Origin of the sequence: Spirosoma utsteinense (assembly GCF_014282275.1) — a bacterium.
GTDB lineage: Bacteria > Bacteroidota > Bacteroidia > Cytophagales > Spirosomataceae > Spirosoma > Spirosoma utsteinense.
This window is the reverse complement of sequence record NZ_VFIA01000021.1, coordinates 69,411-82,453: the sequence shown is the minus strand read 5'-3', so window position 1 is coordinate 82,453 and position 13,043 is coordinate 69,411. Positions and strand designations below refer to the sequence as shown.

Below are 13,043 nucleotides of genomic sequence, written 5' to 3'. Positions count from 1 at the left end.
ACAATGGATAAATGTAGTTGTTAGACCTGTTAGCCGTCACAGAATGATTTCTTGACAAAAATTTTCCCCCTATGCGTGCCGCGTTCTATATAAGTCTGGTCAGCATGATGGCCTTCCATGCAGCGCAGGCTCAACCCTCAAGTGGGCGTCAGACCTTGAGCGGCTACGTTCGGGAGGTGGGTAGTCAGGAAGCGTTAATGGGAGTTAATGTATACGTGCCCGGTACGACGAGCGGCACAACGACTAACACGTATGGCTTTTATTCGTTGACGCTACCGGCTCAGGATAGCCTTCGAATGGCCTTTTCGATGGTGGGCTACCAGACCCGCTTTTGTACGGTAGCGCTACGCCGGAACAGCACGTTGAATGTAGTACTCTCACCCGGTCAGGCACTGGCCGAAGTAGCCGTACGCGCTAACCGAACCGACGAAACCGGCAATGAAAGCGCTCAAATGAGCCGCATCGACGTGCCCGTAGCCCAGATTAAGAAGATTCCTACGCTGCTGGGTGAGAAAGACGTGCTAAAGGTGTTGCAACTAATGCCTGGCGTACAGAAAGGCTCCGAGGGGCAGACCGGCATCTATGTCCGGGGCGGTGGACCCGACCAGAACCTGATCATCCTCGATGACGCTATCGTCTACAACGCAAATCACCTGTTTGGCTTTTTCTCGGTTTTTAACGGCGACGCGCTGAAAAGCGTCGAGTTGACCAAGGGCGGATTCCCGGCCCGGTTTGGCGGGCGACTGTCGTCGGTGATCGAACTGAACATGAAAGATGGCAACCGGGAGAAACTGCGTGGTGAAGGGGGCATTGGTCTTATCGCTTCCCGGCTGACACTGGAAGGCCCTTTGTTCAAGGCGAAAAAAGATCGCTCCCGCCCCGCTTCGTTTCTGGTATCCAGTCGGCGCACCTACCTGGATGTACTGACGGCTCCCCTGGTTGCCGCTGGTAGCAACGGCGATGCCAAAGCGGGTTATTATTTCTACGACCTCAACGCTAAGATTAATTATGACCTTACCCCCCGCGATAAGCTATTTCTGAGTGGTTATTTTGGGCGGGATCAATTCTACTCGCGGGACCGGTTTAATGGATCAACCTACGAAAACGGCTTGAACTGGCGTAACGCCACGGGCAGCTTTCGCTGGAACCATTTATTTTCCGGTCAACTATTTGCCAATACCTCCCTGACGTTCAGCAACTACCGGTTCGCAATTACCAGCGACGAGGAACTCGTTGGTCCCACCGGGGAGCGGCAAACCATTGCCCTGCGTTACCGGTCCGGTATCCGCGACTTTTCGCTGAAGCACGACCTGGATTGGTATCCCAGTCCGAGTCATTCGGTTCGACTGGGATTCCAGACGACCTACCACCGCTTCACCCCGTCGGCTTTGGTTGTGCGGGATGCGCAGGCGGATGATTTTCGTACCGAAGCCGACCACATTGATGCGCTCGAATCGGGGCTTTACGTGGAAGATACCTGGCGTCCCGGTAGCCATTGGCGATTTAACGGCGGCATCCGGCTGAGTCAGTTTGTCCATCGCAACGTCACGTACGGGCGACCGGAACCGCGCTTATCGGTGGTGTACGTACTTCAGCCCGGTCTTTCCCTGAAAGCGTCGTATGCGCAAATGAACCAGTACGTGCATCTGCTGTCCAACACCGGTATTGGCCTGCCCACCGATTTATGGGTGCCGACGACGGATCGGGTCCGGCCTCAGCAATCGCAGCAGGTCGCGGTTGGTTTGGCTAAAGATTTCACGCGCACCGGGTCAACCAACGGGGTAACCCTGACGGTCGAGGGCTATTACAAGCGCTTAGCTAATATCATCAGCTACCGCGAGGGGGCGAGCTTCCTGTTGATCGACGACCCGTCATCCGCTCAGAAAGTCCCATGGGAAGACAACGTGACAGCCGGTCGGGGCTGGTCCTACGGCGGGGAGTTTCTAGTGCAGAAGAAAGCGGGACGATTCTCCGGTTGGGCGGGTTATACGCTGTCCTGGACGCAGTGGCAATTTGCTGCGTTGAATGAGGGTCGCCCGTTCTTTCCCCGTCATGACCGACGGCACGATATTTCCTTAGTGGGTATCTACGAACGAAGCAAACGCATGACGTTATCGGCGACGTGGGTTTATGGGACGGGTCAGGCGCTGACCATGCCTCGCGCCAACTACACAGCTCTGCTAAACCGGGTCACCCGACCCGCAACATTCGGGTACGTAATTCCCTCTTCTTTCTCGAATCCATTTTTTGAATCAGGACGGAATGTGCAGGACTACGGAGCGCGAAACGGCTTCCGCGCCGAACCCTACCACCGCTTTGACGTAGGCGTGCAATTCCATAAACTCAAAAAACGCCATGAACGGACCTGGGAGGTCAGCGTTTATAACCTCTACAACCGACGTAATCCATTTTTTTACCAGCTTGACACGCAAACCTTGGCTCGACAATCCGAACAGGGACAAACCTCGTTTACGACCGAAACAAAACTGCGTCGCTACTCGGTGTTTCCCGTTGTGCCTTCGGTCAGTTATGGGTTTAAATTTTAATTAACCGGTATGAAAACACTCATTCTGTGTTTAACGCTGCTGATGCTGGTATCCGGTTGCGCTGGTTTAGTCCAGGACGTCGATCCCGCCCGATTGCCTAAAACAGATCCGCAATTAGTCGTTCACAGTTACCTATCGCCCCAGGACACGTTGTTAACCGTCGTCGTCAGTCGATCACGTACCAGCGTAGGCGTACTGGTTGATAGCACCCAATTCAACCCGGTGTCGGATGCCCGCGTTACGTTGTCCGAAGGCAACAATTTGGTCATCCTGCGTTTTAATCCGCAACGGGCCCTTTACCAGGTTGATGCGCGACTGTTTACCGTAAAAGTTGATCACACGTATACGCTGAGCGTCGAGCTACCAGACGGCCAGCGGGCAACGGCAACGACTACTGTACCCGGCACGGTGCCCACGCCTGAGGTGCTGCTGGACTCGGTAGCGAATCCAGCCAGTCTTGCTGGTGTGGATTACTTTGTTCAATTGCGGTGGCAGGACACGGCGGGTGAGGTCAATTTTTATCAGGTGGCGGGTGACAATGAGTATGGGAGTCTTTACCGCTCATACGGTGACTCGGTTGAGGTGCCTTATCAAGCGATCAATGGAATTGCCTTCCAAAGCTATAACGAATCGCCGTTTCTGACCGATGCTAACCGCGACGGGCAGGTGATAAATTCCCCCCGTGGACAATTGCAGATCTACGCCACGACGAATCCGCCATCCGTTATTCCGCCCTTCTTACTAAACGTTTATTTGTTAAGTGTGAACCGAGCCTACTATGAGTACTACGAAATGATTTTAAGCCAGGCTCGTAATGAGGACAACCCCTTCGCGGAGCCGATGCTGATACGGGGTAACATTCAGGGAGCGCTGGGTTGCTTCGGGGCGTACAACGGGGCAAAAGTGAGCTTTCGGCTAAGGTAAATTGCTCATGAGACATTGCCATTATAATCAATTAACCCTTTTGCTAACTTATATTAGTATAATAAACTGATATACAATAGGTTGTTAGTAAAATTACTTAAATAGTTGAACATAGTGTACGGAGAGGACTAGCCGAAGGCAAGAATAAAATGCTAGTGCTTAACGCCGTTCGCAACAAGCTTATTTATCGTATTTGCTCAGTAGTACAGTGCCAACAGAAATATGATAAAACCTACACACCAACCCTTGCATAAGCCATGGAAATCCGTGCGGCCACAAGCGCCAGCTATTGGTTGATACGGGTGGCCGCTTGTGGGCGGCTCATGTCCAAGCCGCTAATAGCGCTGACGGCCCTGCCGCGCTAGTCTTGGTAAGTGATATCTTGTGGTATGGTGATCGAGTCGAAACGGTCTTTGGCGATAGAGCGTATGGCGGTGTTTTTGCCAAAGCGCTGGCTAGTTGGGGCCGGTTCGCCGGTGCGATTGGTTTTGAGCGGGCTTCGCGCCCTGAATCGGCTCAGGGCTTCGTTCCTGTTGCCAAGTCGGTCCGCCGGGTTACGCTTCGCTACGTATCGGGTTATCCACCAGATCAATTACCAGTTTGTTGAACCACGGTTTTTGCTGGGTTATAAACTAACACCGCTATCGTCGATCAAAGTGGCCTACGCCCGGATGAATCAGCCCCTTCATTTAGTAACCAATCCCGGCTTCGGTATTCCCGTCGATTTGTGGTTTCCGGCCAACGGGCCAATCAAACCGCAGCAGTCGGATCAGGTTTCCGTGGCTTATAGCCGTGATATGGTAGTGGGGGCTACCCATCAATTGGAACTGTCGGTTGAGGGGTATTATAAAAAAATGAGTAACATAGTTGCTTATCGCGATGGTCATAGTTCGCAGGATTTCACGATGCTCTCACAGGGGTCCAGCCGAAGGTGGGAGGCTGTAGTGACAACGGGGCAGGGTACGGCTTACGGGGCCGAAGTCTTTCTGCAAAAAAAGCAGGGGCGGCTGACGGGCTGGCTAGGCTACACCGTATCCTGGACGATTCATCAGTTTGACGAATTGAATCAGGGAAAACCGTTTGCCGCTCGTCAGGACCGGCGGCATGATGTATCGGTGGTTGGAATTTATCCGATCAGTAAGCGGTGGTCGATCAATGGAACTTGGATATATCAGACGGGTCAACCCGTGACGTTGCCACAAGCCGTTTATGGTCAGGTAAATGTCAACATTTTCACGAATCGGCTGGACCCCTATGGTGGTGTATTATTCACGTATGGTGAGCGCAATAGTTATCGTATGAAAGCAACGCATCGACTCGATGTTAGTATTCAGCGAAAAACAACGCATAAGTGGGGGGTAGGCCAGTTGGAACTGAGTATGTATAATGCCTATAATCGGAAGAACCCTTACTTTTATTACCTCGCGCTGGGCAATACGGTAAAAGCTGTATCTCTGTTTCAAATTATCCCCTCGCTGTCCTATACGTTCAATATTTACACGGGTAAGAAGCCAACAGAATGAAAACGGAATACATTTTGCTCGATGAGTTGTGTGTTGAATAGTAAAGAGTTTTTTTTGGAAACACGCTTTAAATAAAAAGTATAAGTGTCTCATCTAAAATACATTAGGCTTTTCTTTATGCTGACGAATCCGGTCGGCCGGAGCCGAAGCATGACAAAAACGCTTTACCAAAATAACCTAAGCTATTGACAATTGAGTACTTATTATTCTGGAAATAGTCATCAGGGTTCTCTTCGTTCCTGATGACCTCATTGCCAAACGATCCTTTGTAGCTTTTTAAGGCTTCGGGCTTTTTTTGAATGAGAAATCGTCCAATGTCAACTGATCCGGCTGGAAGTCAAGGCCGATGGAAAATGTGATGACCAAGAAGAAAGAAGCTGTACTACCCGTTTTAATTTACATACTAATTTAATCAGCCCCGTAGCGTTACAATCGTTGCGGGGCTGATTAACTAAACGTGCATGATTGTTTTTCGAATAGTTGTACTGCTACTTCTATGTAATATAGCCGTCGCGCAGCGGGTGATGATAAGCGGCTACGTGACCGACAGAATGTCCGGCGAAACACTCATTGGCGCAACCGTGTATGATATGCGCCAGAATTCAGGCACTAGCACCAACCGGTCCGGCTACTTCTCCCTGTTTGTAGATCGCCAGGCCAGCGTCCGGTTTTCGTACGTAGGCTATGAGTCGGTTGTGCTTACTGTTGTGTCCCCCCGCGATACAGTGGTTCAGGTCAATCTGTTGCCGGCCATAACTGAGATTGCTCCCGTATCGGTGTCCGCCACAGCCGAAAATTCAGCGATTAACCAGCAACCTGGACTGGTAGCCATACCAATTGAACAGCTTAAAGCCGTTCCTGCCCTGTTTGGCGAGACGGATATCATAAAGGCCTTAGCCCTGACACCGGGCGTAACGGTCGGTAATGAAGGAACCACCGGTTTGCAGGTACGGGGTGGCTCGCCCGACCAGAATCTGATTATTCTGGATGATGCAACGGTCTATAACGTATCGCACCTGTTTGGGTTTGTGTCTACGTTCAATCCTGATGCGGTTCGTAAAGTAGACCTCTACAAAGCCGGTTTCCCTGCTCGCTTCGGCGGTCGTTTGTCGTCGATCATCGACGTAACCATGAAAGAAGGAAACAATCAGCGTCGGCGGGCCGAAGCAAGTGTGGGTCTGGTGAGTTCCCGTCTGCTGTTGGAGGGCCCCCTGTCTAAGCAGTTGTGGGGCCGTTCGTCCTATTTCATCTCGGCCCGTTCGTCCTACTTCACCCTTTTTCTGTTGCCCACCTTAATCGCCTTTCAGGTGTCAAAAAGTGGTCAGTACTTCAACTACTGGCTTTATGACATAAATGCTAAAGCCAATCACCAGTTCAAAGACGGTAGCCGCTTGTTGGTGAGTTTGTACAACGGTAACGACATCTGGGCCGCGCAGGAAGGGTCGCAGACCGACCGGTCGAGGTTTGGCCTGAACTGGGGGAACACGACCGCATCCGTGCGCTACACCCGAGCATTGTTGAACAATCTTTTCCTGCGCTCCACGCTTACCTTCTCGCACTACCGGTACGGCATCGAAACGCAGGCCCGCACCAAACAAAATGACGACTGGACAATTACACAGCGATTCAGCGCGATGTCCAGTATTCGGGATTTCACGGCAAAAGTCGCTCTGGAATGGAATCCTCTTCTGGGGCATAACGTGCAATTCGGTGTGGAAGCAATCCGGCATCGATTTCGGCCCACGCGCATCTCAACTACATATGGTATCAACCCCGATACGCTGGCCCGGATCAACGCAAGCGTGGGGGCTACGGAGGTGGCTGTTTACGCCGAGGACGATTTCAGACTGGCTAAATGGCTCAGGGGTAACGCGGGTATGCGGGCGGTCAGTTATCAGCTTGCCAACCAACAGCATACCTACGCCGAGCCACGCTTCTCGCTGAGTGTTTCGCCCACCGACCGACTGTCGGTCAAGTTTGCTTATTCTGACATGCACCAGTTTGTGCATCTGCTTTCGAGCAACAGCGTTGGTCTTCCCAATGATGTGTGGGTACCGGCTACCCGCTCGGCTCCACCCCAGGCATCCAGCCAAACGGCCGTCGGCATAACGTATTCGTTCCCGAACCAATCAATAAACGTCACGCTGGAAGCCTACCACAAGCGGTTGAGTAACTTAATTGACTACCAGACAGGCACCAATTTCCTGACCAACTTCAATCGTCAGTGGGAGAATACGGTTGAGCGCAACGGAATTGGCGATAGCAAGGGAATCGAGTTACTGGTGCTGAAAACGCAGGGACGGTTAACCGGATGGGTAGGGTACACCCTGGCCCGTCACCGTCGCCGGTTCGCTACCATCGACCAGAACCGCTGGTATGACGCCACCTTCGACCGTCGGCACGTTTTCTCGCTCACGGGTCAGTATGCGGTCAGCGACAAAGTCAGTGCATCGGCCACCTGGGTTTACCAGTCCGGCCAGCCCACGACCATTCCTGTTGCTCTACAGGAAAACATTGGTCAGGAAGCCACGGCCTACCCGCTGTTGATCTACGGTGACCGAAACAACTTTCGTATGCCTGCTTACCACCGGCTCGATCTGGGCGTAACGGTCCGCCATACTACCCGCAAACGGCGTGACGCACAATGGTCGTTTGGGGTGTATAATGCCTACAATCGATATAACCCATTCTTTCTTGACTTCAACCGGGACCTGATCTTTGACTCCTCCCTTCAGATCGTTGGGTTCGATTATAAAGTAGTACGAAAGGCGGTTTTTCCGGTCTTGCCCTACCTCAGTTATAACCTACAGATCAACCGATGATGCGTCTTGCAGTACCTCTTTTTTTTCTGTTGGGGCTACTGGCCTGTACCAAAGATTTAGGCGTCGATTTACCCTATGAGGGAGATCGGCTGGTCGTGTACGGGGTGCTATCACCAGACAGTGTAGCCACGTTACGGGTAAGCCGGACATACCCGACAACGGGACGCTACCAATATGGACGGTGGGTATTGACAGCGGTTGTTCGGCTGTATGAGGACAGTGTTTTGGTTGAGCAACTGCGGCATCAAAGCGACGGACGTTACGTATCAGCCAGAAAATTCAAACCGCAACCCGGACGATTCTACCACTACACCATAACGAATGCCGGGTTTCCCGACGTGCAGAGCCTTCCCGAACGTGTTCCTGAACCGATACGGATTGACCGTTATCAATTTGACGAGTCGATTCCGGCGGCACTAAATCCGGGCCTGCCAGCCCGTAAATTGATTTGCCAGTTTACGGATGCGAAACAACCCAGCGACTATTATGCTATGCAAGTGTTAGGATACAATAATAGCCTGCGTGTGGCTATAAACACATTTGGTCTTGATCGGCCGGACGAATTTGAGGATGGGTGCGGTTTTCGAGGCTGGGGCCGGTTCGACGAATACAATTTGTCCGATATCTGTTTCAACGGACAAACATCAACAGTTCGGGTAGGGGTGGAACTGGAAGGGACTATCCAGCCGAGAGGTCCGAATGGGAAAGTAGATAAAGTGGTGCTCACATTACGCCGGGCTAACCGGGGCTACTATGAATACAATCGCACGTTTAATGTTAATGAAGGATTTTTGCTGGCTTTTCAGCCGCCCCAGGTTCGCTACTCCAATGTCAGGGGCGGTTACGGAATCATTCTGGCTTACAGCAAGGACGAGGTTACTATTATTCCCTGATACAACGATAAACAGGATCGCCTAACCTACACCCCATACATAAAAACTCCCCCGTCGCGTTTAACCGCAGCGGGGGAGTTTTATTAGGGCTAACGAACCGACTACTGAGCCGTCGAAGTCGGCGTAGCGTTGTCTTTGGTGCCATAGCGCTTGCGGAACTTGTCCACACGGCCGGCCGTATCGAGCAGCACGTTCTTACCCGTGTAGAACGGGTGCGACTGCGAGCTTACTTCAATCTTAACGAGCGGATAGGTCTGGCCTTCATGCTCGATGGTGTCTTTGGTCTGAACGGTAGAGCGCGTCAGAAATTTATAGTCGCTCGACAGGTCATGGAATACCACATCGCGGTAGTCCGGGTGAATGCCTTTTTTCATGGTCTGCTAATCAGTTTCTTGTCATCTCCTCGGTTTCCGTCCGAAAAGGATTGCAAAGGTACGGCGTCGAAAGGGTATTGGCAAGCGTTTATTGCTGTTCTTTTTAAGCCTGACTGTCAATTGAATAAAGTAGGGCCGTTGGCTAATAATGGCGTAACGTAGGGTTGTTACTGTTCTCACTTGTTCATACATTTCGATATCAAACTACTTCCTCTCCAGTTCGCCTGATTGCCCATGTAGCTGGCGAGCCAATCGATAAAATCGCTCTTTGTTATTTTTCTAAATTATGGCTGCAACAGGACATTGGTAAGTCGCTAAGACTGACGACTTAACAATTCGGTAATCCGTTAGCAGCCTTCTATTTTTAAAAACTGACTGAGCACGCCGAACCATCGGGGTTGCTTTTCCGTCTATTTCAGAACAACTTTAACGTCCCGTTTCACCCTGAGCTCCGGCTGGAGAGACGGTATTCATTGACCGAATTCAACATTTATACATACTAACTAATCCCCAGACAATCATGTACGTAATCAAACGCGACGGACGCCACGAGTCGGTTAAATTCGACAAGATTACCGCCCGGATCGAGAAATTATGCTACGGCCTTGACCCTGCCTACGTGCAACCCGTACAGGTCGCCGTTAAAGTCGTCAGCGGCTTGTACGATGGCGTTAAAACAACGGAACTGGACAACTTAGCCGCCGAAACAGCGGCTTCGATGACGACCACGCACCCGGATTATGCCATTCTGGCCGCCCGGATTGCCATCTCGAACCTGCATAAGGAAACCAACAAGTCGTTCTCCAGCACCATCAAGCGGCTTTATACCTACGAAGACCCGAAAACAGGTGAAAACGCGTCGCTGATTGCGAAGGAAGTCTATGAAATAGTTCGTACCCACGCGGCCCTGCTCGATTCGACTATCATCTACGACCGGGATTACGGCTATGACTACTTTGGATACAAAACCCTTGAAAAGTCATACCTGCTGAAAATGGACGGCCGTATTGCCGAACGTCCACAGCACATGCTCATGCGGGTGGCCGTCGGTATTCACATGGACGACATCGACGCGGCCATCGAAACCTACAACCTGCTGTCGGAGAAGTGGTTCACCCACGCCACACCAACGCTGTTCAACGCCGGAACGCCCAAGCCCCAGATGTCGAGTTGCTTCCTGCTGACGATGAAAGACGATTCCATCGATGGTATTTACGACACGCTGAAGCAGACGGCCAAAATCTCGCAGTCGGCGGGTGGAATTGGTCTGAGCATTCACAACGTCCGGGCAACGGGTACTTACATCAAAGGCACCAATGGAACCTCAAACGGGATTGTGCCGATGCTGCGCGTCTTCAACGACACGGCCCGCTACGTGGACCAGGGCGGTGGCAAGCGCAAAGGCTCGTTCGCCATTTACCTGGAACCCTGGCATGCCGACATCTTCGACTTCCTGGATCTAAAAAAGAACTCGGGTAAGGAAGAAGGACGCGCCCGCGATTTGTTCTATGCCCTCTGGACGCCCGATCTGTTCATGAAGCGCGTAGAAGAAAACGATGTCTGGTCGTTGTTCTGCCCGCACGAGTGCCCCGGTCTGGCCGATTGTCATAGTGAAGAGTTCGAGGCTCTGTATGAGCGCTACGAGCGCGAAGGACGTGCCCGCAAGACGATCAAAGCGCAGGAGTTGTGGTACAAGATCCTGGAGTCGCAGACGGAGACAGGTACGCCCTACATGCTGTTCAAGGATGCGGCCAACAAGAAATCGAACCAGAAGAACCTTGGCACCATCAAGTCGAGTAACCTCTGCACCGAGATCATCGAGTATACCGCTCCTGACGAGATTGCGGTGTGTAACCTGGCATCTATCGCCCTGCCGAAGTTCATTACCCGCGGCACGGATGGCGTGATGCGGTTCGACCACCAGAAGTTGTACGAGGTGACCAAAACGGCCACCCGCAACCTCAACAAGATCATCGACATCAACTATTACCCCGTTGAAGAAGCCCGTCGGAGCAATATGCGCCACCGGCCCATCGGTATCGGGGTGCAGGGACTGGCCGATGCGTTCATCATGCTGCGGATGCCGTTCGAATCGGATGAAGCGCGCCGGTTGAACGAAGATATTTTCGAGACGATCTATTTCGGAGCCATGACCTCGTCGATGGAGCAGGCGAAAGAATCCGGCCCCTATGAGACCTGGAAAGGCTCGCCCATCTCGCAGGGTATCTTCCAGTTCGATATGTGGACCCGCGATGGTCAGCCGGTGAAGCCCAAGTCGGGACGCTGGGATTGGGAAACGCTACGGAAGGACGTTGTCGAGCACGGTGTTCGCAACTCGCTGCTGCTGGCTCCCATGCCAACCGCATCGACCTCGCAGATCCTGGGCAACAACGAATGTTTCGAGCCCTATACGAGCAACATCTACACCCGTCGCGTATTGTCGGGCGAATTCGTGGTGGTGAACAAGCACCTGCTCAAAGACCTCGTGAAGCTGGGTCTCTGGAATGACGCCATGAAGAACAACCTGATCCTGGCCAACGGTTCGGTTCAGCAGATTCCGAACATTCCGCAGAACATCAAAGACCTGTACAAGACGGTCTGGGAGATCAAGCAGAAACACATTATCGATATGGCCGCCGACCGGGGCGCTTATATCTGCCAGTCGCAGTCGCTGAACATTCACATTCAGGATTCGAACTTCGGCAAGCTGACGTCGATGCACTTCTACGCCTGGAAAGCGGGGTTGAAAACGGGTATGTACTACCTCCGTACGAAGGCCGCTTCCGATGCTGTGAAGTTCACCGTAGTACAGCCACAAGCGGAGCCACAACTGGAGCCTGTCGTAGCCGAAGCAGTAATGGTAGAGAAGCCACTCGACTATGTACAGTATGCAAAAGAACACGCGACCAACGCCGGGCCAGTTCCCGTGCCGATGGTAACGGATCTGGAACAGCAGTATGCCGCTATGACCTGCTCGCTGGACGATCCGGAAGGGTGCGAGATGTGCGGTAGCTAGTAGATTTATAGTTTGACAGTTTTTGCGCTCCCGGCTGTGGTCAACACGGTCGGGAGTTTTTTGTGGTCTCTTACAAAGTGAACGGTAAATCGACCAACCCTTATGTTCTACCCGAAAAACTGAACCAACTCCCTAAGTGCCAATCAAATTTGTGGTTATAAACAGCAACTGTTCATTACAGGCCCAGGCTTTCTACGCTGTGTTTGTCCTACACTCTTCCTCCTGATTATGAGCCTGCCAGACAGTTGAAGCGGATGGTCTTTTTTGTGCGCTAGTAAAAACTACTGCGTATTTATTACTAGCGATAAATCTAAACAATCGCGTTAAACCGTATGTCTTCCCGTCGATCGATCACACATTCAATACATTTTTAACAATTTTAAAACAGAAACATGAAGACGTTCAAACTTATTTTTTCAATGATTACGCTGCTGGCCGTAAGCCAGGTTTCATTTGCTCAGGAGAAAACAGTGACTGTTGGCGGTGCACCTATGTACCCATCGAAAAATATCATTGAGAATGCCGTAAACTCCAAAGACCACACGACACTCGTTGCCGCTGTAAAAGCAGCAGGTCTGGTTGAGACGCTATCGGGTGCAGGCCCGTTCACCGTATTTGCGCCAACTAACAAAGCGTTCGACAAACTGCCTAAGGGCACGGTTGAAACGCTGGTGAAGCCAGAAAGCAAAGACATGCTGACCAGTATCCTGACCTACCACGTGGTAGCCGGTAAAGTAGGCGCTGCCGACCTGATGAAGATGATCAAAGACAACGGCGGCAAAGCCACGCTGAAAACGGTAGCCGGCGGTGACCTGACTGCGATGATGAAAGGCAAAAACGTAGTGCTGACCGACGCTAAAGGTGGTACATCGACCGTTACCATCGCCGATGTGAACCAGTCAAACGGCGTGATTCACGTTATCGATACGGTGTTGATGCCGTAAT

8 protein-coding genes are annotated in these 13,043 nt (G+C 51.8%); 7 read left to right on the top strand and 1 reads right to left on the bottom strand.

All coding sequences use genetic code 11. The annotated features are described in order from the left end of the window. The first annotated feature begins 71 nt into the window (after window positions 1-71). The 5 genes from FH603_RS16970 (at window position 72) to FH603_RS16950 (ending at window position 8,708) form a co-directional block, all read left to right on the top strand. Window positions 72-2,546 carry a TonB-dependent receptor gene (locus tag FH603_RS16970; protein ID WP_186738747.1) on the top strand — a complete coding sequence of 825 codons (2,475 nt, stop codon included), beginning with the start codon at window positions 72-74 and terminating at the stop codon, window positions 2,544-2,546. A gap of 9 nt (window positions 2,547-2,555) precedes the next feature. Next, a complete protein-coding gene (locus FH603_RS16965; RefSeq protein WP_186738745.1) occupies window positions 2,556-3,470 on the top strand; it encodes a DUF4249 domain-containing protein in 915 nt (304 codons plus the stop codon). A gap of 413 nt (window positions 3,471-3,883) precedes the next feature. Continuing rightward, entirely contained in the window at window positions 3,884-4,993 is a 1,110-nt protein-coding gene (locus FH603_RS16960; protein WP_186738743.1) for a TonB-dependent receptor plug domain-containing protein, read from the top strand. A gap of 461 nt (window positions 4,994-5,454) precedes the next feature. Further along, a complete protein-coding gene (locus FH603_RS16955; protein ID WP_186738741.1) occupies window positions 5,455-7,815 on the top strand; it encodes a TonB-dependent receptor in 2,361 nt (786 codons plus the stop codon). Then, window positions 7,812-8,708, top strand: a complete 897-nt coding sequence (locus FH603_RS16950; RefSeq protein WP_186738739.1) for a DUF4249 domain-containing protein — start codon at window positions 7,812-7,814, stop codon at window positions 8,706-8,708. Before FH603_RS16955 ends, FH603_RS16950 begins: the two co-directional genes overlap by 4 nt. A 101-nt stretch (window positions 8,709-8,809) precedes the next feature. Here the strand turns inward: FH603_RS16950 and FH603_RS16945 are convergent, their stop codons facing one another. Continuing rightward, the gene (locus tag FH603_RS16945) at window positions 8,810-9,082 is read right to left on the bottom strand and encodes a type B 50S ribosomal protein L31 (RefSeq protein ID WP_186738737.1); all 273 of its coding nucleotides are present in this window, start codon (window positions 9,080-9,082) and stop codon (window positions 8,810-8,812) included. Window positions 9,083-9,602: 520 nt separating this feature from the next. On the opposite strand from FH603_RS16945, the gene FH603_RS16940 reads away from it, so the two are divergent. Both FH603_RS16940 and FH603_RS16935 read left to right on the top strand, forming a co-directional pair. Continuing rightward, a complete protein-coding gene (locus FH603_RS16940; protein WP_186738735.1) occupies window positions 9,603-12,098 on the top strand; it encodes a ribonucleoside-diphosphate reductase subunit alpha in 2,496 nt (831 codons plus the stop codon). A 392-nt stretch (window positions 12,099-12,490) separates the two neighbouring features. Next, window positions 12,491-13,042, top strand: a complete 552-nt coding sequence (locus FH603_RS16935) for a fasciclin domain-containing protein (RefSeq protein WP_186738733.1) — start codon at window positions 12,491-12,493, stop codon at window positions 13,040-13,042. Window position 13,043 lies beyond the last annotated feature (1 nt).

Excerpts from the sequence above, each read along its gene's own strand:
- FH603_RS16970 (WP_186738747.1), top strand. The coding sequence starts at position 72 with ATGCGTGCCGCGTTCTATATAAGTCTGGTCAGCATGATGGCCTTCCAT.
- FH603_RS16965 (WP_186738745.1), top strand. The coding sequence starts at position 2,556 with ATGAAAACACTCATTCTGTGTTTAACGCTGCTGATGCTGGTATCCGGT.
- FH603_RS16955 (WP_186738741.1), top strand. The coding sequence starts at position 5,455 with ATGATTGTTTTTCGAATAGTTGTACTGCTACTTCTATGTAATATAGCC.
- FH603_RS16950 (WP_186738739.1), top strand. The coding sequence starts at position 7,812 with ATGATGCGTCTTGCAGTACCTCTTTTTTTTCTGTTGGGGCTACTGGCC.
- FH603_RS16945 (WP_186738737.1), bottom strand. The coding sequence starts at position 9,082 with ATGAAAAAAGGCATTCACCCGGACTACCGCGATGTGGTATTCCATGAC.
- FH603_RS16940 (WP_186738735.1), top strand. The coding sequence starts at position 9,603 with ATGTACGTAATCAAACGCGACGGACGCCACGAGTCGGTTAAATTCGAC.
- FH603_RS16935 (WP_186738733.1), top strand. The coding sequence starts at position 12,491 with ATGAAGACGTTCAAACTTATTTTTTCAATGATTACGCTGCTGGCCGTA.